This is a genomic window from Burkholderia stagnalis (genome assembly GCF_039848545.1).
GTDB classification, from domain to species: domain Bacteria; phylum Pseudomonadota; class Gammaproteobacteria; order Burkholderiales; family Burkholderiaceae; genus Burkholderia; species Burkholderia stagnalis.
This window is the reverse complement of sequence record NZ_CP156685.1, coordinates 2308798-2333251: the sequence shown is the minus strand read 5'-3', so window position 1 is coordinate 2333251 and position 24454 is coordinate 2308798. Positions and strand designations below refer to the sequence as shown.

At 73.8% G+C, this 24454-nt stretch carries 11 protein-coding genes; 9 read left to right on the top strand and 2 right to left on the bottom strand.

Annotated elements, in window-relative coordinates; all coding sequences use genetic code 11:
• The first annotated feature begins 17 nt into the window (after window positions 1-17).
• The 6 genes from ABFO07_RS10785 (at window position 18) to ABFO07_RS10760 (ending at window position 6067) form a co-directional block, all read left to right on the top strand.
• Window positions 18-260 (top strand): MbtH family protein, encoded by a 243-nt coding sequence (locus tag ABFO07_RS10785; RefSeq protein WP_059560578.1) that lies wholly within the window; start codon window positions 18-20, stop codon window positions 258-260.
• A 27-nt stretch (window positions 261-287) separates the two neighbouring features.
• Window positions 288-1295: a TauD/TfdA family dioxygenase gene (locus ABFO07_RS10780; protein ID WP_347467166.1), complete on the top strand. Its 1008-nt coding sequence runs from the start codon at window positions 288-290 to the stop codon at window positions 1293-1295.
• Window positions 1295-2143, top strand: coding sequence for an ABC transporter ATP-binding protein (locus tag ABFO07_RS10775; RefSeq protein WP_060272582.1), 849 nt, complete (start codon window positions 1295-1297; stop codon window positions 2141-2143). Before ABFO07_RS10780 ends, ABFO07_RS10775 begins: the two co-directional genes overlap by 1 nt.
• Window positions 2140-4236, top strand: coding sequence for a Fe(3+)-hydroxamate ABC transporter permease FhuB (gene fhuB, locus ABFO07_RS10770; RefSeq protein WP_060017265.1), 2097 nt, complete (start codon window positions 2140-2142; stop codon window positions 4234-4236). The genes ABFO07_RS10775 and fhuB overlap by 4 nt, the downstream gene beginning before the upstream one ends.
• Window positions 4233-5051, top strand: a complete 819-nt coding sequence (gene fhuF, locus ABFO07_RS10765; protein ID WP_347467163.1) for a siderophore-iron reductase FhuF — start codon at window positions 4233-4235, stop codon at window positions 5049-5051. The genes fhuB and fhuF overlap by 4 nt, the downstream gene beginning before the upstream one ends.
• A gap of 110 nt (window positions 5052-5161) precedes the next feature.
• Window positions 5162-6067, top strand: coding sequence for an ABC transporter substrate-binding protein (locus tag ABFO07_RS10760; protein ID WP_430733057.1), 906 nt, complete (start codon window positions 5162-5164; stop codon window positions 6065-6067).
• Between the two features lie 81 nt (window positions 6068-6148).
• Here ABFO07_RS10760 and ABFO07_RS10755 read toward each other — a convergent pair whose 3' ends face one another.
• Entirely contained in the window at window positions 6149-6568 is a 420-nt protein-coding gene (locus tag ABFO07_RS10755; RefSeq protein ID WP_059560603.1) for a bleomycin resistance protein, read from the bottom strand.
• A gap of 218 nt (window positions 6569-6786) precedes the next feature.
• Entirely contained in the window at window positions 6787-8544 is a 1758-nt protein-coding gene (locus ABFO07_RS10750) for a cyclic peptide export ABC transporter (RefSeq protein WP_347467159.1), read from the bottom strand.
• A 217-nt stretch (window positions 8545-8761) separates the two neighbouring features.
• Between ABFO07_RS10750 and ABFO07_RS10745 the strand changes: the two genes are divergently transcribed.
• Genes ABFO07_RS10745 through ABFO07_RS10735 form a run of 3 tightly spaced genes read left to right on the top strand, consistent with a single transcriptional unit; the run spans window position 8762 to window position 24434 of the window.
• Window positions 8762-18433, top strand: coding sequence for an amino acid adenylation domain-containing protein (locus tag ABFO07_RS10745; RefSeq protein ID WP_347467157.1), 9672 nt, complete (start codon window positions 8762-8764; stop codon window positions 18431-18433).
• 9 nt (window positions 18434-18442) lie between these two features.
• Window positions 18443-23428: an amino acid adenylation domain-containing protein gene (locus tag ABFO07_RS10740; RefSeq protein ID WP_347467155.1), complete on the top strand. Its 4986-nt coding sequence runs from the start codon at window positions 18443-18445 to the stop codon at window positions 23426-23428.
• A complete protein-coding gene (locus tag ABFO07_RS10735) occupies window positions 23418-24434 on the top strand; it encodes a GNAT family N-acetyltransferase (RefSeq protein ID WP_347467153.1) in 1017 nt (338 codons plus the stop codon). Before ABFO07_RS10740 ends, ABFO07_RS10735 begins: the two co-directional genes overlap by 11 nt.
• The last annotated feature ends 20 nt before the right edge of the window (window positions 24435-24454 follow it).

Sequence of the window (24454 nt, the reverse complement as noted above, 5' to 3'; positions counted from 1 at the left end):
TCCAGCGATTTCCGATCATGACGCAAGCGACGACGCCTTCCGCCGACACCGACGACCTCGTCTACACGGTCGTCATCAACGACGAAGAACAGTATTCGATCTGGCCGACGTTCCGGCCCGTGCCGGCCGGCTGGCGCGAAGTGGGCGTGAGCGGCCCGAAGGCCGACTGCCTCGCGCACATCGAGACGGTCTGGACCGACATGCGGCCCGCGAGCCTGCGCCGCGCGATGGACGGCGATGCCGCGCACCGCGCGGCGTGAGCCGCGCCCACCTGACGAGGACGCTGCATGACCCAGCTTACGTTGCCGACGCTCGACGACCTGCGGATCGAGCCGGGGCTGCCCACCGTCGTGTCGCCGAGAAGCGGCGACGGGATGTCGATCGACGAAGTCGCGCCGCTCGCGCGCGAGATCGCGGCCGACACGCTCGAACGCGCGGGCGGCGTGCTGTTCACGGGCTTTCACGTGCCGTCGATCGACGCGTTCCAGCAGTTCGCGGCGTCGTTCGGCGATCCGCTGATCGGCTATGAATACGCGTCGACGCCGCGCAGCCAGGTCGAGGGCGCGGTGTACACGTCGACGGAATACCCGCCGCACCGCGCGATTCCGCTGCACAACGAGCAGTCGTACACGCGCGAATGGCCGATGCGGATCTGGTTCCACTGCGCGCTCGCGGCCCCGACGGGCGGCGCGACGCCGATCGCCGACAGCCGCGCCGTGTATCGCGCGCTCGACCCGGCGCTCGTCGCGCGCTTCGCGCAGCGCGAGCTGCTGTACGTGCGCAATTTCGGGCAGGGGCTCGACCTGCCGTGGCAGCAGTCGTTCGGCACCGACGATCCGCGCGAAGTCGAGCGGATGTGCGCGGCGCGCGGCATCGAATGCACGTGGCGCACCGACGACGACGGCGAGCTGCTGTTGCGCACCCGCGAGCGCTGCCAGGCGGTCGCGCGGCATCCGCGCACGGGCGAGCGCGTGTGGTTCAACCAGGCGAACCTGTTCCACCTGTCCGCGCTCGACGACGACATGCAGGAAGCGCTCGTCGACGCGGTCGGGCTCGACAACGTGCCGCGCAACGTCTACTACGGCGACGGCGCGCCGCTCGAGGCCGATGCGCTCGCCGAGATCCGCGCGGTGCTCGACCGGCAGCGCATCGTGTTTCCGTGGCGCACCGGCGACGTGCTGATGCTTGACAACATGCTGACGGCGCACGCGCGCGACCCGTTCGAGGGGCCGCGCAAGGTCGTCGTCGCGATGGCGCAGAGCCATACGGTCCCGCGCGACCGAACGGAGGATTGATGACGCGTAGTACCGCCGCGCTTGCCGCGCGGGGGCTGACGGTGGGTTATCGCGACCATGTCGTGATCGACGGTCTGGACCTGTCGATCACGGCCGGCCGCGTAACCGCGCTGTGCGGCCCGAACGGCTGCGGAAAAAGCACGCTGCTGCGCACGCTCGCGGGCCTGCAGCCGGCGCTGGCCGGCCACGTCGAAGTCAACGGCAAGCCGCTCGCGTCGTTCAAGCGCCGCGCGCTTGCACGCGAGCTGACGATGCTCGCGCAGTTCAACCAGATTCCGTCCGGCCTGACCGTGCGCGAGCTCGTCGCATACGGGCGCTATGCGTACGGCGGCTTCCTGCGCGGCTTGTCGCGCGACGATCACGTCGCGATCGACGAAGCGCTCGAGACGAGCGGGCTCGCCGGCGACGCGGGCCGCGACGTCGGCGCGCTGTCCGGCGGCGAGCGGCAGCGCGCGTGGATCGCGATGGCGCTCGCGCAGCAGGCGCCGATCGTGCTGCTCGACGAGCCGACCACCTATCTCGACATCCATCACCAGCTCGACATCCTCGACGCGCTGCGCGCGCTGAACCGCGCGCGCGGGCTCACCATCGTGTGGGTGCTGCACGACCTGAACCAGGCCGCCGCTTACAGCGACGAGATCGTGCTGATGCGCGCGGGCCGCGTGGTTGCGCAGGGCGCACCCGACGCGATGCTCGATCCGGCGCGCCTGCGCGCGGCGTTCGGCGTCGAGATGCTGAAGCTCGCGCATCCGCAGACGGGCGCGCCGATGTGCGTGCCGGCGTACGGGCCGTCCGCCGTCGCTGCGGCGCAGTCTGCCGAGGCCTTCGACCGGAAGCTCGCCGTATGACGACGTTCGCGATGCGCAAGCGCCAGGCGGCTTCCGTCGGCGGCAAGGCCGCGCAGCCGAGCCGTGCCGGCGCGCTGGCGCTCGGCATGCTGCTGCTGATCGTATGTGTCGCCGCGCTGCGCGCCGCGCCCGAGCTGCGCGCGTGGTGGGGCGCCGCGCCCGGCAGCGACGCCGACGCGCTCGCGCGGGTGTTCCTGTTCGACCTGAACCTGCCGCGCATCGCGGCCGCGCTCGTCGCGGGCGGCTGCCTCGGCATCGCCGGCGCGCTGTTCCAGTCGGCGACGCGCAATCCGCTCGCGTCGCCCGACCTGCTCGGCGTGACGGGCGGCGCGCAGCTCGGCCTGCTCGCGGCGATGATCGTGCCGGCGCTCGCGGGCGTGCCGTCGGTGCCGCTCCTGTTCGCCTGCGGCCTGGCCGCCGCCGCGTGCGCGATGCTCGCGGCGGGCGGCTGGCGCGCAACGCCACTGCGGCTCGTGCTCGCGGGCAGCGTCTGCATGCTGCTGTTCGCCGCGCTGTCGACGCTGCTGCTCGCGCTGTTCGAGCAGAACATCGCGGGCGCCGCGCTGTGGGCGAACGGCAGCCTCTATCAACCGGGCGCGACCGGCCTGAAGCTCGCGGCCAGCTGGCTCGTGCTGCCGCTCGCCGCGCTGCCGTTCGTGATCCGGCCGCTCGATCCGCTCGCGCTCGGCGATGACGCGGCGGCCGCGGCCGGCGTGCGCGTCGATGCGGCGCGGCTCACCGCGACGGTCGTCGCGGTGGCGTTCACGGCCGTCGCGGTCAGCATCGCGGGGCCGCTGTCGTATGTCGGCCTGGTCGCGCCGAACCTGCTGCGCCAGATCCGCGGCGCGCGCGCCGCGCGGCTCGCCGCGCTGGTGCCGCTGTCCGCGCTGGCGGGCGGCGCGCTGGTGCTCGTGACCGACAGCGCGGTGCTCGCGTCGGGCCTCGACGCGACGCTGTCGACCGGCGTCGCGATTGCGCTCGTCGGCACGCCGCTGATGCTCGCGCTGATCCGTCGCGGCGCCGCGTGGTCCGGCGTGCTGCATGCGGGCCCCGAACGCGCGGCGTCCGGCCGCGCGACGCGCTTCGTCGGCTGGCTCGACGGCCTGCGCTGGCCGCGTCGCACCGCGCTGTTCGCGCTGGCGGGCGCGCTCGTGCTGGTCGTCGGCACGTCGGCCGGCCCCGAATGGTTGACGCCCGCGCGCTGGCACGCGGCGCTGTCGGGCGGCGACCCGGTCGCGCGGATGCTGATCGACCTGCGCCTGCCGCGCCTGATGTGCGCGATGCTGGCCGGCGCGCTGCTCGCCGCGAGCGGTGTCGCGATGCAGAGCGTCGTGCGCAATCCGCTGGCGGGCCCGGAAGTGCTCGGCGTCACGCAGGGCGCGGCGCTCGTCACGCTGTTCGCGCTGACCCGCTGGCCGCTCGCCGGCGAGGGCGTGCTCGCGGGCGCGGCCTTGCTCGGCGGCGGCGTGTCGCTCGCGCTCACGCTCGCGCTGAACCATCGGCACCGCTACGCGCCGCTCGCGGTCGCGCTGACCGGGATCGTGATCGGCACGCTGTGGACGACGCTGTCGGAATGGCTGATCACGCAGGAAAGCGTGCAGCCCGCGCGCTTCGTCGTGTGGCTCGTCGGCGGCACCTACGGGCGCAGCTGGAGCGAGGTCGCGATGCTGCTGCCGTGGTGCGTGCTCGCGGTGCCGGTGTTCGCGTGGCTCGCGCAGCCGCTCGACATGCTCGCGCTCGGCGACGACCAGGCGGCCGCGCTCGGCCTGCCGATCGGCGCATTGCGGCCGCTCGCGCTGGTGATCGCGACGCTTGCCGCGTGCGCGGCGGTGGCCGCGGTCGGGCCGGTCGGCTTCATCGGGCTGATGGCGCCGCACGTCGCGACGATGCTCGGCGCGCGGCGCCATCGCACGCGCCTGTGGCTCGCGGCCGCGTGCGGCGCGCTGATCCTCGGGTTCGCGGACATTGCCGCCCGCACGGCCGTCGCGCCGCGCGAAGTGCCGGCCGGCGTGCTGACCGCGCTGATCGGCGCGCCTTACCTGCTCGGCCTGCTGATCGTCGAGGCGCGCCGCGCGCGGCGCGCGGGGCGATGACGCCGCCGGCCCCCGACGTGCGCCACGCGCGCGCGACGTGCTTCGCGTCGTTCGCGCCGGCCGAGTTCGCGCCGTATCTCGACACGGTGTGGCTCGGCATGCCCGATGACGCCTCCGCATGCGGCACGACGCGCGTACCGGTGACGGCGCTCCCCGACTACCGCGATGCGCTGCTCGACGCGATGGTCCGCCACTACGGCGGCGATCCTTCCACGCATGCGCGCGCGCTGCTGTCGCAATGGAGCAAGTACTACTTCGGCCGCGCGGCGCCCGCGGGCGTCGTCGCCGCGCTGCTGCTCGGCCGGCCGCTCGACATGGCGCCCGAACGCACGTTCGTCGTGCTCGACGACGGGATGCCCGCGGGGCTGGTCTTCGCGCACGACGCGCACGACGCGCTCGGCGAGCCATGCGACGATCCGGCGCTGCGCTATGCGGGGCTCGTCGCGCATCTCGACGCGGTGATCGACCTGCTGGCCGAGATGGGGCGCGTCACGCCGCGCGTGCTGTGGAGCAACGCCGGCAATCTGCTCGACTACCTGCTCGACGTCTGCCGCGCGCAGCCGTGCGCGGCCGATCCGGCGCGCGACGCCGCGTGGCTGTTCCGCTCGGCGTGCATCGACGGCGAACCCAATCCGCTGCGCATGCCCGTGCGCGATGCCGTGCCGCGCTCGCCGCTATTGCCGACGCCGTTTCGCGCGCGCCGCGTGTGCTGCCTGCGCTACGAAATCCCTGGAGAAACGCAACTGTGTGGAAGCTGCCCCTTGCTACTGACGATGGACGACGCGGCGCTGGCCGGGCAGGACGCGATTCGTTGATGGCGCCCGGCCGGCGGCGCGCGCTGGCGCAGCTTGCCGCGCTTGGCGCGGGCTGGCCGCTGGCCGCGCAGGCCGCCTCGGGCGATGCCGCGCGCGGGCGAAGCGGCGGCATGCCCGCCGGCGCGTCGCTGGCCGGCAATCCGGTCGTCTCGCAGGCGAGCGCAGCGATGCCGGCGCGGCCGCTGCGCGTCGTCGCGCTCGAATTCATGTTCGCGGAAACGCTCGCGGCGCTCGACATCACGCCGGTCGGGATGGTCGACACGGCGTTCTATCCGGGCTGGCTCGGCTACGACAACGCGCGCTTCGCGCACGTGACCGACGTCGGCTCGCGGCAGGAGCCGGGGCTCGAGGCGATCGCGGCGGTCAAGCCCGACCTGATCATCGGAGTCGGCTTCCGGCATGCGCCGATTTTCGATGCGCTCGACCGGATCGCGCCGACGATCCTGTTCCAGTTCAGCCCGAACGTGAACGAAGGCGGCGTGCCCGTGACCCAGCTCGACTGGACCCGGCAGATCTTCCGCACGATCGGCGCGGTGACGGGGCGCAGCGCACGTGCGCACGCGGTCGAAGCGCAGCTCGACGCCGGCCTCGCGCGCAACGCGCAGCGGCTCGCGGCGGCGGGACGGCAACACGAACGCGTCGCGCTGCTGCAGGATCTCGGGCTGCCCGATCGGTACTGGGCGTATACGGGCAACAGCACGGCGGCCGGACTCGCGCGCGCGCTCGGCGTCGATCTGTGGCCGAAGAAGCCGACCCGCGAGGGCACGCTCTACGTGACGTCAGCGGACCTGCTCCCGCAACGCGACCTGGCCGTGCTGTTCGTGACCACGGGCGGCGTGGACATGCCGCTCGACTCGAAGCTCGATTCGCCGGTCTGGCGATACGTGCCCGCACGCAGGGCGCACCGGGTCGCGCTGGTCGAACGCAATATCTGGGGGTTTGGCGGCCCGATGTCGGCGCTGAAGCTGGCCGACGTGATGACCGATACGCTGCTGGCGTTGCCGCCGGCGCGCTGACGTGAGGCCGCGCGCTACGGCGACGCATTCGCACCTCGCACTGTCGCCACGCGTGAGGACGCTCGGGAGACGGACCGCCGGTTACGCCCGATACGGCCGCTCGTCCAGGATTTCCACCAGACGCAGAAGATAGCCGTCGGGGTCCTGCACCAGCATCTCGATCTGGCCGTGCTCCAGATCGTCCTGGCGATACCACGACGTCCGCGGCTCCGCGAACAGCGCGATGCCTGCGTCGCGCAAGCGGTGGTGAATGGGCTCGATCGAGTCGACCTCGATCTGCAGATTGATGCCTTGCCCGCGCGGAAACTGCATCGGGCCGGTCAGCCAGCTCTCCGGATGCTGCTGCTCGAGCATCAACTGGGCATGCCCGAGGTCGAGATAGGCAAAGCGATCCTCGGGACGCTCGAAGCGAACCCGGAAGCCAAGCAGGTCACGATAGAACGTCATGCTCCGGGCGAGGTCCGTGCAGATCAGTTCCGGAACGAGAGCGGCCCATTCCATGGCGGGTCTCCTTGATTGACGGGGTGAGCCGCGTCGCGCGCAGTGGAAGCGGAAGATTCAGCGCAGGCCGTCGCGGCCTCGACGAAGGGTCGCCAATCATACCCGGCAAGGCCCCGGCCTTCGCCTGCATTTTTGCGCGTCGTGCCGATCCATTGGCCCGGTCACGTCGAGCCGGGCTCACCGGCGCAGCGGCAAGCCGCCGCGCCGGCGCCCGCACGTCACGCATTCACCGCTTCGACCCGCTGCCGCGCCGGCGACGTATCGCTGACGATCTGTCCGTTGTCGAGCTTCAGCAGCCGGTCGGCCAGGTTGAAGTAGCGATCGTCGTGCGTGATCACGACCACCGCCTTGCCGCGCGCGCGTAGCTCGGGCAGCAGCTGTTCGTAGAACACCGCCTTGAACGTCGGATCCTGGTCGGCCGCCCATTCGTCGAACAGGTAGAAAGGCCGGTCCTCCAGATACGCGACGACGAGCGCGAGCCGCTTGCGCTGCCCGGTCGACAGCGCGCGGGTCGAGAACGCGCCGTCGACCACCTTCACCTTGTGATCGAGCGCGAGCTTCGCGACCAGCGCGTTCGCGCGCGCATCGGCCTGCGCGCGCGCCGGATCGTCGGGGTCGACGATGCCGAGCAGCGCGTCGAACAGGTGGAAATCGTTGAACACCGCGCTGAAGCGCTGCCGGTACGCGGCGCGCTCGCGCCAGCCGATCGGCCGGCCGTCGACCTCGATCGCGCCGGCCTCGGGCTCGTAAAGCCCCGTCAGCACCTTCGCGAGCGTGGTCTTGCCGCTGCCGTTGCCGCCGACGATGAACACCAGTTCGCCTGGCTTCAGCGTCAGGTCGATCGGGCCGATGCTGAACATGCGCTCGTCGCGCTCGTGGAAATACGAATGCGTGACGCCGCGCAGCGTAACCGCGCCGGCGGGCGCGACGGCGGACACTGCGTCCGGCGCGTCGCTCGCCGGCGGCGCCGTGCGCAGCGCGCCGAACTCGGCCATCACGTCCTCGATGCGCGCGAGCGACACGCGCGCCGCGTTGACGGTCGGCAGGTTGTTCAGCAGCCCGTCGAGCGGCACCAGCATGAACAGGAACACGACCACGTAGCCGGCCGTCGCGCCCGGGTCCGCGTGCACGCCGAGCGCCGGCCAGAACGCGGCCGCGCCGAGGAACGCATAGAACAGGAAGATGATCCAGCCCACGCCGACCGCATACGCGCTGAACGCGCGGCGGCGGTGGTCGCGCACCTCGCCGATCGCCGCGCCCAACTGGCCGTCGACGAACTGGCGCGCGCGCGCGTCGTGCAGCTTCAGCTCCTTCGCGCCGGAAAACAGCGCGCCGAGATAGCCGAACAGCTTGTCCTGCGCGCGGCCCGCCGCTTCGAGCGACGCGATCGCGCGGCGGTCGCCGGTGTGATAGCCGAGCGAGCCCGCGACGATCGCCGCGAGCGCCAGCAGGCACACGGGCCACGACAGCCACGCGAGATAGCCGAGGCAGCCGAACACGATCGAGCCGTGCATCACGAGGTTCGGCAGCGCGAAGAACAGCATCGACACGTTGGTCGCGTCGTCGGTCAGCACCGACTGCACGGGCGCCGCGCCGATGCGCTCGACGTCGCGCAGCTCGGCCGCGCCGACCCGGCGCGCGAGATGCGCGCGCAGCCGCGCCATCGTGTCCTGCGACAGCCGCGCGAACAGCACGCCCGACACGATCCGCGTAACCAGCGCGATCACCGCGCACAGCGCGAAGCGCCATGCGAGCGCCGTATCGGTGGCGCCCGGCTGCGCGAGCGCGCGGTTCAGCGTCGCGACCAGCAGCACGCTCGCGACGCCGTTCAGCACGCACGCGACGAGCGCGAGCGCGAGCGCGGCGCGGCTTTCGCGCAGCAGCGCGAGGATCAGGCGCGCCGCCGGGCGCGCGGGCGGCGCGGCGTCGGCGGGCGGACGGGAAGGCGGGGGAGAAGGCTCGTGGGCGGCTGTCATCGGCAACGTCAATAGAGGGAGAACGAATGGCGGCGCGGCGCGCCTCCTGCCGAATAGACGAATGGGCTCCGGAAATATTTAGCAAGACGGCCCTCGGAGACGAAGCGTTGAACATTCGCGGTAAAAAATCGGCCGCGCCGTTCGTCACACCAGTGAAGCCGCCCAGCGCGGCCCCGTGACTTGGCCGAAGCGGCCGGACCCGAAGGACTTCACGCACATGACGAGTTTCCCGACTGCGTTGCACCACCGAATCCGCGAACTGGCGCGCCGCGCGCCCGACGCGCCCGCGCTCGACGTTTCCTTTCCGGCCGCGGCCAGCCTGACACGCGGCGCGCTCGATGCGCGCGCGTCGCGGCTTGCGCGGCGGCTGCGCGCGGCCGGCGTCGGCGCCGAGGTGCGGGTGGGCGTGTGCGTCGAGCGCTCGTGCGAGCTGTTCGTCGCGCTGCTGGCCGTGCTGAAGGCGGGCGGCGTGTTCGTGCCGCTCGATCCGCGCCATCCGGCCGCGCGCCTCGACTGGATCGTGCGCGACGCGCACCTGCGGCACGGCATCGTCGACGCGGCCGGCCGCGCGGCGCTGGGCACGCCGTTCGCGCATGCGTTCGACGTGGCCGACGACGGCGACGCGCATGCGGCCGACGCATCGACCGAAGAAGACGAGGACGCGCCGGTGCATCCGCGCGCGGCCGCCTACATGATCTATACGTCGGGCTCGACCGGCACGCCGAAGGCGGTGGTGGTCGAGCACGGGCCGCTCGCCGCGCACTGCGACGCGCTCGCGGCCGCGCTGCCGATCGGGGCCGGCGACCGCCTGCTGCATTTCGCGTCGGTCAATTTCGACGCCGCGCACGAATGCTGGCTCGCGCCGCTCGCGGTGGGCGCGAGCGTCGCGGTCGCGCCGGCGCAGCCGTTCGCGCCGGACGCCGCGCATGCGCTGATGGTGCGCGAGCGGGTCAGCGTCGCCGCGTTCCCGCCCGCGTACCTGCGCGAGTTCGCGGCCGTCGCCGCGCGCGACGGCGTGCCGCCCGCGCTGCGCGTGCTCGCGTTCGGCGGCGAGGCGCTGCCGCAGCAGGCGTTCGAGTTCGTGCGGAGCACCTTCCCGGCGGTGCGGCTCATCAACGGCTACGGGCCGACCGAAGCAGTGATCTCGCCGATGCTGTGGCCGGTGGAGCCGGGCGAGTCGCCCGCGCTCGCGGCGGACGACGCGTATGCATCGCTGCCGATCGGCCGGACCATCGGCCCGCGCGTCGCGCGCGTCGACGGGATCGACGGCGGCGCGGCCGGCGAGCTGCTGCTCGGCGGCGTGTGCCTTGCGCGCGGCTATCACGGCCGGCCGGCGCTGACGGCCGAGCGCTTCGTGCCCGATCCGGACGGCGCGCCCGGCGCGCGCGTCTATCGCACCGGCGACCTCGCGCGGCTGCGCGACGACGGCGCGTTCGACTACCTCGGCCGCCTCGACGACCAGGTGCAGGTGCGCGGCGTGCGGGTCGAGCCGGCGGAAATCGCCGCGTGCCTGCGCGCGCACCCGGCCGTCGCCGACGCGGCGGTGGTCGCCGAAACGAACGGCGGGCCGACGCGGCTCGTTGCGTGTCTCGTGCTGGCCACGGAGGCCGACGACGCGGTGCTGAAGGCGCATGTCGCCGCCCACCTGCCGGCCGCGTGGCAGCCGCACCAGTACGTGCGCTGCGATGCGCTGCCGTATACGCTGAACGGCAAGCTCGACCGCGCGGCGCTGCGCGAACGGATCGCCGCGGCGCGCACGTCGCGCGCCACGGGCGACGCGGCGCGCACGCCCACCGAGCAACGCGTCGCCGGCATCTGGCAGGCGCTGCTCGGCCTCGACGTCGCGCCGTCGCGCGACGACCGCTTCTTCGTGCTGGGCGCCGATTCGCTCGCGACGATGCAGCTCCAGGCGGCGATTCGCACCGAGTGGCGCGTCAACCTGCGGCTCGACACGCTGTTCGCCGATCCGGCGCTCGCCGAACTGGCCGACGTGATCGATCGCGCGGAGCGCGAAACCGGCGTGCCGGTCGCCACGATCGCGGCGCGTGGGGCGCACGCGGACGGCGCGGGTTTCGTCGAACGGGCCGCGTCGCTCGCGCAGCAGCGCTTCTGGGTGCTCGCGCAGACGCGCGACGCAAGCGCCGCATACCACATCGCCGCACACTGGACGATCGACGGCATCCTCGATCGCGACGCGCTGCAGCGCGCGCTCGATCACGTGATCGGCCGGCACGAAGCCTGGCGCACGACGCTCGTCGAAAACGACGACGGCGTCGTGATGCAGCGGATTCACGCGCGCCTGCCGGTGCCGATCGCACCGGTCGACCTGCGCGACCTGCCGCCGGCCGCGCGCGATGCGCAGGCGGCCGTGCTGGCCGAGCGCGATGCGAGCGCGCCGTTCGATCTGGCCGAAGGCCCGCTCGTGCGCGCGACGCTGGTCGCGCTCGCCGACGACCGCCATCGTCTGATGCTCACCGCGCATCACGCGGTCACCGACGGCTGGAGCTCGCGCTGCGCGTTCGAGGAACTCGCGGCCGCCTATTGCGCGTATGCGAACGGCGACGCGCCGGTGCTGCCCGCACTGCCGATCCAGTACGCGGACTACGCGGACTGGCAGCGCGAGATGCTCGCCGGCGGCGAGGGCGAGCGGCAACTCGACTACTGGCGCGCCGCGCTGCGCGACGCGCCGGGCACGCTCGCGCTGCCGGTCGACCGGCAGCCGCCGGCCGCCCGCACGCTGCACGGCGCGCGCGTGTCGCTGCGCCTGCCCGACGCGGCGGCCGCCGACGTGCGGCGGCTCGCGCGCAACGCGCACGCGACGGTCTTCACGGTGCTGGCCGCCGCGCTCGACGCATGGCTGTCGCGGCTGACGGGCGCGACCGACGTCGTCGTCGCGGTGCCGGTCGCGCATCGCCAGCAGCCGGAAACCCGCGCGCTGCTCGGGCTGTTCCTGAACACCGTCGCACTGCGCGTGCAAGTCGAGCCCACCGCGCCGTTCGCGGCGCTGGTCGACGCGGCGCGCACGGCGGCGCTCGACGCGGTCGCGCATCAGGACGTGCCGTTCGAGCGCGTCGTCGATGCGGTAAAGCCGCCGGTGCGGCGCGGCGACGAATGGCTGCGCGTCAAGTTCGCGCAGCAGTTCGACGCGCGGCTCGACAGCGCGCTGCCGGGCGCGACCGCGGCCGCGACGCCGGGGCCGGACCTCGCCGCGCGTTTCGATTTCGCACTGGACTTCACCGACGATGCGGGCGGCATCGAACTCGTCGCCGCGTATGCGACCGACTGCATCGACGCGCCCACCGCGCGCGCATGGCTCGACAGCTATGCGACGCTGGTCGCGGCGGCCGCGCGCGATCCGCAGCGCGCGGTCGCGGCGCTGCCGTGCGATGGTGCGCATGGCACACACGAAGCACGTCAGCCGCGCGACGGCCGCATCTTCACGCCCGAGCACGCGGATATCGTCGCGGCGTTCGCGCGGCAGGCCGCCGCGTATCCGCATCGCGTCGCGCTGGCCGATGCGGCCGCGTCGCTGACGTTCGCCGAACTCGACGACGCGTCCAACCGCATCGCCCGCGCGCTGCAGCTGCGCGGCACGGCGGCCGAGGAAGCGGTCGTCGTGTGCATCGAGCGCTCCGCGCGCTTCGTCGTCGGCCTGCTCGGCGCGCTGAAGGCCGGCGCGCTGGCCGTGCTGCTCGACCCGGCACAGCCGGCCGAGCGGCTGGCCGCGGCGGCCGCCGATTGCCGCGCGCGCTGGGCGCTCGTCGCCGATGGCGCGGCCTGGCCGGCCGACACGCATGCGCAGCCGCTCGACGTCGACGCGCTGGCGGCCGACGCGACGCTCGCGCACGCGGCCGGCACGCGCATCGCACCGCACGCCGAGCAGGGCGCGTACCTGATCTATACGTCGGGCTCGACCGGCACGCCGAAGGGCGTGGTCGTGTCGCACCGCGCGCTCGCGGACTACGTGCAGGGGATGCTCGACGAACTCGCGTTCGCGCCCGACGCGTCGTTCGCGATGGTGTCGACCGTCGCGGCCGACCTTGGCCACACGACGCTGTTCGGCGCGCTGTGCGCGGGCCGCACGCTGCATCTGCTGCCGGCGTCGTGCGCGTTCGATCCCGATGCGTTCGCCGACGAGATGCGCCGCCGCGACGTCGGCGTGCTGAAGATCGTGCCGAGCCACCTGCAGGCGCTGCTCGAAGCACGCGTTCCGGCCGACGTGCTGCCGAGCCATGCGCTCGTGACGGGCGGCGAGACGCTCACGTGGGCGCTGGTCGCGCGGCTCGCCGCGCTGAAGCCCGCGTGCCGCGTGATCAATCACTACGGGCCGACCGAGGCGACCGTCGGCGCGCTGGCATGCGACACCGCGTCGATGGCCGCCGACGCGCGCGACGCGGCGGCCGGCGTGCCGCTCGGCCGCCCGCTGCCGAATGCGCGCGCCTGCGTGCTCGACGCGTTCGGCGCATGCGTGCCGGCCGGCGCGGCCGGCGAGCTGTATCTCGGCGGGCCGGGCGTCGCGCGCGGCTATCTGAACCGGCCGGGGCAGACGGCCGAACGCTTCCTGCCCGATCCGTTCACGCCCGGCGCGCGCCTGTACCGCACCGGCGACCGCGTGCGGCTGCGCGCGGACGGCCGCATCGCCTTCCTCGGCCGCATCGACGACCAGGTGAAGATCCGCGGCTATCGCGTCGAGCCGGGCGAGGTGAGCGCGGCCGTGCGCGCGGCCGACGGCATCGCGCAGGCGGAGACGCTTGCGCTCGAGCATGACGGCCGCATGCGGCTCGTCACGTTCGTCGTCGCACGCGACGGCGCGCCGTTCGACGAAGCGGCGCTGCGCACGCGTTTGGCGGCCACGCTGCCGGACTACATGGTGCCGGCGCAGATCGTCGCGCTGCCGCGCCTGCCGGTGACCGCGAACGGCAAGATCGATCGCGCGGCGCTGCGCGCGCTGGCTGCGGCACCCGTTGCGACCACCGGCGGCGACGCGCCGCAGGGCGCGGTGGAAACCACGCTCGCGGAAGTGTGGCAGGCCGTGCTGAAAGCGCCGCGCGTCGGCCGCGACGACAACTTCTTCGAACTCGGCGGCGATTCGATCCTCGTGCTGCAGGTGATTGCCCGTGCGCGCAAGCGCGGCGTGCGCTTCACGCCGAAGCAGCTGTTCGACGGCCCGACGGTGGCCGAACTGGCGCGCGTCGCGAAGACGGAAGCGGTGGCCGCGCCGGGCTCGGTGCAGCCAGCGACGTCCGCGCCCGCATCCTCCGCGTCGGCCGCCGCCATCGAGCGCGTGCTGACGCCCGCGCAGCAGCGCTTCTTCGCGCTCGGCGTGCCGCAACCGGGCCACTGGAACCAGGCGGTCGCGTTCGACGTGCGCGGCGCGTTCGACGCCGACGCATTCGCGCGCGCGTTCGATGCGCTGCTGACGCATCACGACGCGTTCCGCCAGCGTTTCTTGCGCGGCGCGACCGGCGAATGGCGGGCCGACGATGCGCCGCGCGCGTTCGACGCGTTGCCGTTCGTCGAAGTCGCCGCGCGCGACGACGCCGATGCGCTCGCGCGCTTCGATGCGCTGCAGCGCCGGCTCGACCTCGGCCGCGGCCCGCTCGCCTGCGCGTGCGCGGCGCGGCTGCCGGACGGCGCGACGCGGCTGTTCGTCGCGATCCATCACCTGATCGTCGACGGCGTGTCGTGGCGGATCCTGCTCGACGACCTCGACACCGCATACCGCGCGGCCTGCGAGCGCCGCCCGGTGCGGCTTGCGCCGCAGGGGCCGCGCGCGGACGCGTGGGCCGCGCGGCTGGCACAGGCGGCGACCGATCCGGCATCGCCGTTCGCCAACGAAGCCGCATATTGGGCCGGCATGGCGCACGGCGACGAGCTTGCGCCCGACCATCCGGACGCGGCGGCCACCAACGCCGACGCGGCCGTCGTCGTGCAGACGATCGACGCCGCGCTGACTCGCGCGGCGCTGACCGACGCACACGCCGCCTACCGCACGCAGACGATCGAGCTGCTCGCCGCCGCGCTCGCGATCGCGCTGACCGGCGCGCGCGACGGTGTGCAAACCCCCGCATCGTGCCGCGTCGAACTCGAAGGGCATGGCCGCGAGGCGCTGTTCGACGATGCGGACCCGAGCCGCACGATCGGCTGGCTGACGAGCCACTATCCGGTGTCGCTGCCGATCGCGGCGAGCGCGTGCGACACGCTGTGCGCGATCAAGGACACGCTGCGCGCGGTGCCGCACAAGGGCCTCGGCTTCGGCGTGCTCGCGCACTACGGCGCTGCGGCGACGCGCGCGGCGCTGGCCGCGGTGCCGCGCCCGCGCGTCACGTTCAACTATCTCGGCCAGTTCGATGCGCCGCGCGACGCGACGCTCGTGCCGCGCTTCGGCGGCGCCGGCGTCGAGCGCGACCCGCAGGGCCCGCTCGGCAACCTGCTCGCGATCCACGCGTACCTGGACGACGGCCACGACGGCGCGCGCACGCTGAAGCTGCACTGGGTGTACGGCGCGCCGCAGTTCGAGCGCGCGACGATCGACGCGCTCGCCGCGCGGTTCGCGGCGGCGCTGCGCGAACTCGTCGATGCATGCGCGACACGCGTCGCGCGGCGCGGCGGCGGCGCGACGCCGGGCGATTTCCCGCTCGCGCGGCGCGCAGGCCTCACGCAGGCGGCGATCGAGCGCGCGCCGCTCGACTGGCGCACGATCGACGATGTCTATCCGCTGTCGCCGATGCAGCAGGGGATCCTGTTCCATGCGCTGTTCGCGCCCGGCCACGCGAGCTACGTGAACCAGCTCGTCGCGACCGCGACGCGGCTCGACGCGGATCGGCTCGCGGCCGCGTTCGACGCATCGATCGCGCGGCACGACATCCTGCGCACCAGCGTGATGCCGGACGAAGCCGCGCCGCTGCAGCGCGTGCATCGCCAGGCGGCGCAGCCGGTCGAGCAGCTCGACTGGCGCACGCGCGGCGCGGCGTTCGACGCGGATTTCGACGCCTGGCTCGCGGCCGACCGCGCGCGCGGCTTCGACTGGAACCAGCCGCCGCTGATGCGGCTCACGCTGATCCGCGAGACGGACGACGCATGGCGCGTCGTGTGGACCCGCCATCACGTGCTGCTCGACGGCTGGAGCACCGCGCGCCTGCTCGCCGACGTGCTGCGCGACTATCGCGACCCGGATGCCGTGTCGCCATTCGCGAGCCGCCCGGCGCTGCGCTATCGCGACTTCATCGCGTGGCTCGGCGAGCGCGACCGCGATGCGGACGAACGCTTCTGGACCGCACGCCTCGCGCGGCTCGACGCGCCGACGCTGATCGCCGAGCGCACGGCCGACCGTGCGGAGGCCGACGTCGTCACGTGGCGCGCGTCGATCGGCACGGACGCGATGGCACGCGTCACCCACGCGGCGCGCGCGCTGAAGCTGACCGTCAACACGCTGGTGCAGGGCGCGTGGGCGCTCGCGCTGCAGCGGATGACCCACCAGCCGGCGGTGGCGTTCGGCGCGACCGTCGCGGGCCGCCCGGACGCGCTGCCGGACGTCGACGCAGTGCTGGGCCTGTTCATCAACACGGTGCCGGTGATCACCGCGCCCGCGCCGCAGCAGCGCGCGGCCGACTGGCTGCAGGCGCTGCAGCGCGACAACGCGGCGGCGGCCGAGCATGCGCACACGCCGCTCGCCGACATCCAGCGCTGGGCGCGCGGCGCGGGCGGGGCGCTGTTCGACACGCTGGTGGTGTTCGAGAACTACCCGGTCGAAGCGACCGACGGCGGCGACGATCCGCGCGCGCTCGCGCTGCACGACGTCCGCAGCATCGAGTCGACCGATTTCGCGCTGACGCTCGTGATCGAGAGCGGCGCGGACCTGACGATCGACTATGGCTACGACACCGCGCGGATCGACGCCGCGCAGGTCGAGACCTGGCATCGCGCGTTCGCGTGCGCGCTCGACGCGCTGGCCCGCACGCCCGATGCGCGGCTCGGCGCGCTGTCGATCAGCGACGCGCTCGCGCAGCGTCAGGCGACTGCCCGCACGTGGCCGGCCGACCGGCAACGGCCGCTGCACGTGCAGTTCGAAGCGGCGGCGCGCGCGACGCCCGACGCGATCGCGCTCGAATATGCGGACGCGCATGGCGGCATGCACCGGATGACGTACCGTGAACTCGATGCGTGCACGTCGCGCGTGGCGGCCGCATTGCGGCGGCATGGCGTGCAGCCCGACACGCCGGTTGCGCTGTGCGTCGAGCGCTCGTTCGACATGGTGGCCGCGCTCGTCGGCGTGCTGAAGGCCGGCGCCGCGTACCTGCCGGTCGATCCCGACTATCCGGCCGAGCGCATTGCATACCTGCTGCGCGACGCGCGGCCCGCGGTCGTGCTGACGCAGGCGCACCTGCGCGCGCAGGTCGAAGCCGCGCTCGGCGATGCGGCCGGCACGCAGTTGCTGACGGTGTCCGACCTGCTCGCGCAGGACGCCGCACCGGACACCACCGTCGCGCCCACCGCGATCGTCGACACGCAGCTCGCGTACCTGATCTACACGTCCGGCTCGACCGGCAAGCCGAAGGGCGCCGGCAACACGCACGGCGCGCTCGCGAACCGGATCGCATGGATGCAGGATGCGTACCGGCTCACGCGCGACGACGTCGTGCTGCACAAGACGCCGTTCGGCTTCGACGTGTCGGTGTGGGAATTCGTGTGGCCGCTGTCCGTGGGCGCGACGCTCGCGATCGCCGCGCCCGGCGACCATCGCGATCCGGCGCGCCTGGCCGCCGCGATCCACGCGCATCACGTAACGGTGCTGCACTTCGTTCCGTCGATGCTCGCCGCGTTCGCCGCGCATCTCGACGATTTCGGCGCCGCGGCGCAATGCGACAGCGTGCGCCTGATCGTCGCGAGCGGCGAGGCCCTGGCGCCCGAACTCGTCGCGAAGGTCGCGCGCCTGCTGCCGCGCGCGACGCTGGTCAATCTGTACGGGCCGACCGAGGCGGCGATCGACGTGTCGCACTGGACCTGCGGCCCGGCCGACGCGCACGCGCACGCGGTGCCGATCGGCCATCCGATCGCGAACCTGCAACTGCACGTGCTCGACGCCGCATGGCAGCCGGTGCCGGCGGGCGCGACCGGCGAGCTGTACCTGGCCGGCGCGGGCCTCGCGCGCGGCTATCTCGGCCGCCCGGGCCTGAGCGCCGAACGCTTCGTGCCCGATCCGTTCGTGCCGGGCGCGCGCATGTACCGCACCGGCGACCTTGCACGGCGCCGCGCGGATGGCGCGCTCGACTACCTCGGCCGCGTCGATACGCAGGTGAAGCTGCGCGGCCAGCGCATCGAGCCGGGCGAGATCGAGGCGCTGCTGCGCGCGGCGCCGGGCGTGCACGACGCGGTCGTGATCGTGCGCGACGAGCAGCTGGTCGGCTATGTCGCGCACGGCGACTCGCAGACGCTCGACACGGCGGCGCTGCTCGACGCGCTGCGCGCGCAGTTGCCGGCCTACATGGTGCCGTCGCAGCTGATCGAACTCGACGCGCTGCCGGTCACGCCGAACGGCAAGTGCGATCGCCATGCGCTGCCCGCGCCGGTGCGCGAAGCCGCGACGGAAGTGATGCTCGCGACCGACACCGAGCGTGCGCTCGCGGCGATCTGGCAGCGCGTGCTGCACGTCGACGCGATCGGCCGCGACGGCGATTTCTTCCTGCTCGGCGGCCATTCGCTGCTCGCGACGCAGGCCCACGCGCAGGCGAACCTGCACTGGGGCCTCGCGCTGCCGCTGCGCACGCTGTTCGACACTCGCACGCTCGCGCGCTGCGCGGAGGCGATCGACGCGGCCTGCGCGGCGCGCGGCGCGACCGACGCGGCGAGCGCGATCGATGCGCTGCTCGGCGAACTGGAAATTCAATAAGGACGACGGATGACGACGGTTCAACCCGACTGGCTGGCGCTCGCGACGCGTTTCGCGCAACTGCCCGACGCGCAGCGCGCGGTGTTCATCGACAAGCTCGGCGCGGCCGGCATCGATTTCCGCGTGCTGCCGATTCCGCCGCGCACGCCGCGCAGCGAGCGCGTGCCGGCGTCGTTCGCGCAGACGCGGATGTGGCTGCATCAACGGCTGATCGACGCAAGCGACGCGTACCACATCACCGAGCGGCTCGCGCTGACGGGCCCGCTCGACGCGCATGCGCTGCGGCTCGCGTGCGACGCGCTGATCGCGCGCCACGAGGCGCTGCGCACGACTTTCGACGAAGCGGCCGACGGCGTCGCGCAGACGATCCACGCGCCGCTGCGCTGCCCGTGGCGCGAGACGGACCTGTCGTCGCTCGCCGCGCCGCAGCGGGCCGCGCGCGCCGACGAGGTCGCGGCGGCGGACGAGGCGCAGCCGTTCGACCTGGGCGTCGCGCCGCTCGTGCGCGCGCACTTGATCCGGCTCGACGCGACGCATCACGTGCTCGCGCTGACCGTGCACCACATCGTGTCGGACGGCTGGTCGTCCGGCGTGATGCTCGACGAACTCGCCGCGTTCTACCGCGCGTACGCGACCGACACGCCGGTGCGGCTCGCGCCGCTGCCGATCCAGTACGCCGATTACGCGCTGTGGCAGCGCCGCTGGCTCGACGCCGGCGAGCGCGAGCGGCAGCTCGCGTTCTGGCGCACGCGGCTCGATCCGCAGCGCGGCGTGCTGACGCTGCCCGGCGCGGCCGCGCGGCCGGCCCGCCGCAGCGCGCGCGGGGCACGCCATCTGTTCGCGCTCGACGCGCCGCTCGCCGCGCGATTGCGCGCGTTCGCGGCCGCATCGGGCGCGACGCCGTTCGCGGTGCTGCTCGCGGCGCTCGACGCGCTGCTCGCGCGCGCGACCGGCGATGCGCGGATCTGCGTCGGCGTGCCCGCCGCGAACCGCGAGCGCGCGGAAACGGCCGGGCTGATCGGCTTCTTCGTCAACACGCTCGCGATCGACGTCGACGTCGCGCCGCAAGACGGCTTCGCGGCGCTCGTCGCCCGCACGCAGCGCGCGCTGGTCGATGCGCAGATGCACCAGGACGTGCCGTTCGAACAGGTGGTCGACGCGCTCGGCGTGCCGCGCAGCGCGAGCCACCATCCGCTGTTCCAGGTGATGGCCGCCTACGGCGAGCGCCGCGCGCTGCCGCCGCTCGGAGCACTTGAAAACTCGGCGGCGGTGGCGGTGCTGCCGTCCGGCACGCCGTCCGCGAAATTCGACCTGACGCTCAGCGTCGAGGCGACGCCGTCCGGCACGTTCGACGCCGCGTTCATCTACGCGCTGGACCTGTTCGACGCCGATGCGATCGCGCGGCTCGCGCAGCGCTTCGTCACGCTGCTCGCCGATGCGCTCGCGCGGCCCGAGCTGCCGGTCGGCGATCTCGACTGGCTGCCGGCAGCGGAGCGCGCGCAGCTGTTCGCGTGGAACGCCGCGCCGGACGCGATCGCCAGCGAACCGTTCATCCCCGTGCACGCGCGGATCGCCGCGCATGCGCACGCGCGGCCCGACGCGCGCGGCGTGGCCGACATCGATCGCGCGCTGACGCGCGGCGAAGTCGATGCACGCGCGGCGCGGCTCGCGCGCCAGCTCGTCGCGGCCGGCGTGCGCCCGGAAATGCGCGTCGGCGTCGCGCTGCAGCGCTCGGTCGACCTGCTCGTCGCGCTGATCGCGGTGCTGAAATCCGGCGCCGCATTCGTGCCGCTCGATCCCGCGCATCCGCGCGAGCGCCTCGAACAGATCGTCGGCGACGCGCGCATCGCGCACGTGCTGACCGACGCACGCAGCGCGGCCGCGCTTCCTGAGCTGCCGTCGCTGCGCGTCTGGCGCGCCGACGCGATCGACGTGCTCGACGAGCTCGCGCACGTCGCGCTGCCCGACGTGCTGCCGGGCCATGCCGCGTACGCGATCTACACGTCGGGCTCGACCGGCAAGCCGAAGGGCGTGATCGTCGACCATGCGTCGTTCGCGCTGCACTGCGCGGCGATCGCCGCACGCTATGGCGCGGGCGAGGACGACGTGTTCCTGCTGTTCCAGTCGGTCAACTTCGACGGCGCGCACGAGGGCTGGTTTTCGCAATACATGTCGGGCGCCGCGGTGTCGGTGACGGCCGACGTGCTGTGGCCGCCCGCGCAGACCTGCGCGATGATGGTGCGCGACGGCGTGACGATGACCTACGTGCCGCCCGGCTGCGCCGCGCAGCTCGCCGAATGGGCGCTCGCGCACGGCGCGCCGCCCGCGCTGCGCTCGCTGACGGTGGGCGGCGAGGCGACCTCGCGCGAGGCGTTCGCGATGCTGCGCCGCGCGCTGCCGAACGTGCGGGTGGTCAACGGCTACGGCCCGACCGAGACGGTGATCACGCCGACGCTGTGGATGTTCCGCCCGGGCGACGATCTCGCGATGCTCGGCGACGCTGCCTACCTGCCGATCGGCACGCTGGTCGGCGCGCGCACCGCGCACGTGCTCGACGCGCGGCTGCATCCGCTGCCCGTCGGCGTGATCGGCGAGCTGTACCTGGGCGGCGAGGGGATCGGCGTCGCGCGCGGCTATCTCGACCGGCCCGCGCTCACCGCCGAGCGCTTCGTGCCCGATCCTTACGGCGCGCCCGGCGCGCGCCTGTATCGCACCGGCGACCTCGTGCGGCGCCGCGCGGACGGCGTGTTCGATTTCATCGGCCGCGTCGATCATCAGGTGAAGCTGCGCGGGCTGCGGATCGAGCTCGGCGAGATCGAGGCCCAGCTCGCCGCGCACGACGCGGTGCGCGAAGCGTGCGCGGTCGTGCACGGGCAGGGCGGGCACGCGCAGCTCGTCGCGTACGTCGAGCTGACCGCCGACGCGCGCGCGGCCGCGCAGCCGGTGGATGCGGCCGCGCTCGATGCGCACCTGCGCCGCACGCTGCCCGATTACATGGTGCCCGCGCAGATCGTCGTGCTCGACGCGCTGCCGCGCAACGCGAACAGCAAGGTCGACCGCGCGCGGCTGCCCGCGCCGCAGCGCGTCGAACGCGCGTACGAGGCGCCGCACGACGGCGACGAGGCCGCGCTCGCGGCGATCTGGCGCGATGTGCTGAACGTCGAGCGGGTGGGCCGCGGCGATCATTTCTTCGAACTCGGCGGCCATTCGCTCGCCGCGGTGCGGGTGGCGACGCGCGTCGCCGAGCGGCTCGGGCGTGACGTGCCGGTGCGCGCGCTGTTCGAGGCGCCGGTGCTCGCGCAGTATGCGCGGCAGGTGGCCGATGCGCCGCGCGCCGCGCACGACGGCGCGCACGCGGCCGGCGCGGTCGCGCTGCGGCCCGACGCGCATGGCGTGTGGCCGCTGTCGCCCGCGCAACGGGCCCTGTGGTTCCTGTGGCGCGCGCAGCCGGACAGCGCCGCGTACAACATTCCGGTCGCGCTGCGCGTGCGCGGCCCGCTCGACGTCGATGCGTTGCGCGCCGCGTTCGCGGAGACGGCCGCGGCCCATCCGGCGCTGCGCACGCGGCTCGTCGTGCGCGACGGCGCGCTACCCGGCCAGCGGATCGACGCAGCCCAGCCGGTCGCGTTGCCGGTGATCGACCTCGCCGCGTTGGCCGACCCGCTCGCGCGCGCCACGGCATTGACCGACGAGGACGCGCTGGCGCCGTTCGACCTCGGCGCCGACGCGCCGCTGTGGCGCGTCCGTGTGCTGCGGCTCGGCGCGGACGATCACGTGCTGTCGATCGCGATCCATCACATCGTGTCGGATGGCGAATCGATCGAGCTGTGGCTGGATGCGATCCGCCAGCGCTACGTCGCGCGGGTGCAGGGCAGCAACGCGACGGCGGCAGCCGCCGTCGCCGATTCGCCGCTCGTGCTGCCGGCGGCGGGCGCGCCCGCGCGGGTCGCGTACTGGCGCGACGTGCTCGCGAACCTGCCGCGGCGCATCGTGCCCGAGCGCGCCGACGCGCCCGCCATCCCGCAATGGCGCGCGACGCGCACCGCGTTCGAGTTCGACGCGACGCTGATCCGCGCGGCGCGCGATGCCGCGGCCGCTGCGCACGCGTCGCTGCCGATGCTGCTGCACGCGGCGCTCAACGCCGCGCTGTTCCGCGCGACGGGCGCGGCCGACCAGCCGGTCGGCGTGCTCGCGTCGACGCGCGAGCTGACCGGCGACGCCGCACGCGACGCGCTCGGCCTGTTCATCAACGCGGTGGTCGTGCGCACCCGGCTCGACGCGGCCGACCGCCGCGCGGACGTGCTGGCGCGCGTGCGCGACGCGGCGCTGGCCGCCTATGCGCATGCGGACGTGCCGTTCGCGGACGTGGTCGCCGCGCTCGGCGCACCGCGCGCGGCGGCCGCGAATCCGCTGTTCCAGGTGATGTTCAATTACCTGCGCTCGACCGGCGCGGCCGCGCGCGACTGGGCGGGCCTGTCGCTCGCGGGGTTCGACGACGTGCGGCACCGCGTGGTGTTCACGCTCGAACTCGACGTCGTCGAGCATCCGGACGGCCGCGTGAGCGCGGCGTTCTCGTATGCGAACGAGCTGCTCGACGGCCGCTTCGTCGACGCGCTCGTCGATACGTATCGCGACGAGGTCGAGCGCTTTGCGGTGGCGGGCGGCATGGCGCTCGGCGGGCCGGACGCACGGCTCGCGGACGAACCGACGCTCGCCGAAGCAGACACGCCGGCGCATGCGCCCGCATCGCGAACGGCCGCCGCGCTCGCGGCGCTGTGGTCCGACACCTTCGCGTCGGCCGCACCGGCGGCGGAAGCGGACCTGTTCGACGCGGGCGCGACGTCGTTCGACGTCGTGCGCTTCGTCGATGCCGCGAGCCGCGCCGGCCATGCATTGGCGATCGCCGACGTGTTCGCCGCGCCGACGCTCGCCGCGCTCGGCGCGCGGCTCGACGCCCGCGCGCAGACGGGAACGGAGGTGCGCCATGCTGGCTGAAGTGCGCCCGGACGGGCTGACCGCGATCGACACGTTCCGCCTCGCGCTGGCGGGCGACCTGTTCGCCACGCGCGACGGCGCGGAGATTCGCGTCGCGCACGGCGACGGCATCGGCGCGCAATTGTTGCGTGCGCAACTGACCGACGACGGCGCGCTGCGGCTCGTTGCCTACAACCATCGCGCGGCGCCGGCCGACCAGCGGCGCGCGCTGCTGGCCGCGCTGGCCGCCGCGTTCGCCGACGGCGACGGCCGCGCGTCGGTGCGGCTCGATACGGCCGCGTGGCCGGCGGCCGCGCTCGACGCGCTGCGTGCAAGCGGCGTGCTGGCCGACGGCGGCCTGTGCCTGCGCGACGGCTGGGCTCAGCAGGCCGACCTGTGGCTCGTCGATGTCCGCCCGCCGTGCGCGACGCTCTACACGCTCACCCGCGGCCTGCGCCATCCGCGCCGGCCGCCTGCGCCGCGCGGCGACGTCTATGCGCGCGACCTGCCGGCGCTCGGCGTGCGCTTCATGCTGCGCGGCTGGCAGCCCACCGAAGACGCGGCGCGGCTCGCGCGCTGGTTCGACGAGCCGCGCGTGCGGGCCGGCTGGCCCGGCGCGCCGGTGGGCGCGATGCCCGGCGCGGACCCGCACGTGACGCCGCTGATCGGCTGCTTCGACGGCGAACCGTTCGCGTATTTCGAGGCGTACTGGCTGAAGGAGGACGCGCTGTCGCCGCACGTCGCGCCGCGCGACCACGACCGCGGGCTGCGGATGCTGGTCGGCGCGCCGCGCTGGCGCGGGCCGCAGCGCGTCGCCGGCTGGCTGCCGTCGGTCGTCCATTACCTGTTCCTCGACGATCCGCGCACCGAGGCGGTCGGCTGCGCCGTGCCGGCCGGCCACGCGCGGCTCGCCGACCACCTCGCGCGCCACGGTTTCGCGCGGCAGCGCCGCCTGCCGCAGGCCGATGCGCAGCCGCTGTGGATGCACACGCTGCGCGAGGCATTTTTCGCCGGCCGTCACGTATGACGCGCCGGTTTCACCGACAA

Coding starts and splice junctions, on each gene's coding strand:
- fhuB (WP_060017265.1), top strand. CDS start 2,140: ATGACGACGTTCGCGATGCGCAAGCGCCAGGCGGCTTCCGTCGGCGGC.
- ABFO07_RS10785 (WP_059560578.1), top strand. CDS start 18: ATGACGCAAGCGACGACGCCTTCCGCCGACACCGACGACCTCGTCTAC.
- ABFO07_RS10735 (WP_347467153.1), top strand. CDS start 23,418: ATGCTGGCTGAAGTGCGCCCGGACGGGCTGACCGCGATCGACACGTTC.
- ABFO07_RS10780 (WP_347467166.1), top strand. CDS start 288: ATGACCCAGCTTACGTTGCCGACGCTCGACGACCTGCGGATCGAGCCG.
- ABFO07_RS10760 (WP_430733057.1), top strand. CDS start 5,162: ATGCCCGCCGGCGCGTCGCTGGCCGGCAATCCGGTCGTCTCGCAGGCG.
- ABFO07_RS10740 (WP_347467155.1), top strand. CDS start 18,443: ATGACGACGGTTCAACCCGACTGGCTGGCGCTCGCGACGCGTTTCGCG.
- fhuF (WP_347467163.1), top strand. CDS start 4,233: ATGACGCCGCCGGCCCCCGACGTGCGCCACGCGCGCGCGACGTGCTTC.
- ABFO07_RS10755 (WP_059560603.1), bottom strand. CDS start 6,568: ATGGAATGGGCCGCTCTCGTTCCGGAACTGATCTGCACGGACCTCGCC.
- ABFO07_RS10745 (WP_347467157.1), top strand. CDS start 8,762: ATGACGAGTTTCCCGACTGCGTTGCACCACCGAATCCGCGAACTGGCG.
- ABFO07_RS10775 (WP_060272582.1), top strand. CDS start 1,295: ATGACGCGTAGTACCGCCGCGCTTGCCGCGCGGGGGCTGACGGTGGGT.
- ABFO07_RS10750 (WP_347467159.1), bottom strand. CDS start 8,544: ATGACAGCCGCCCACGAGCCTTCTCCCCCGCCTTCCCGTCCGCCCGCC.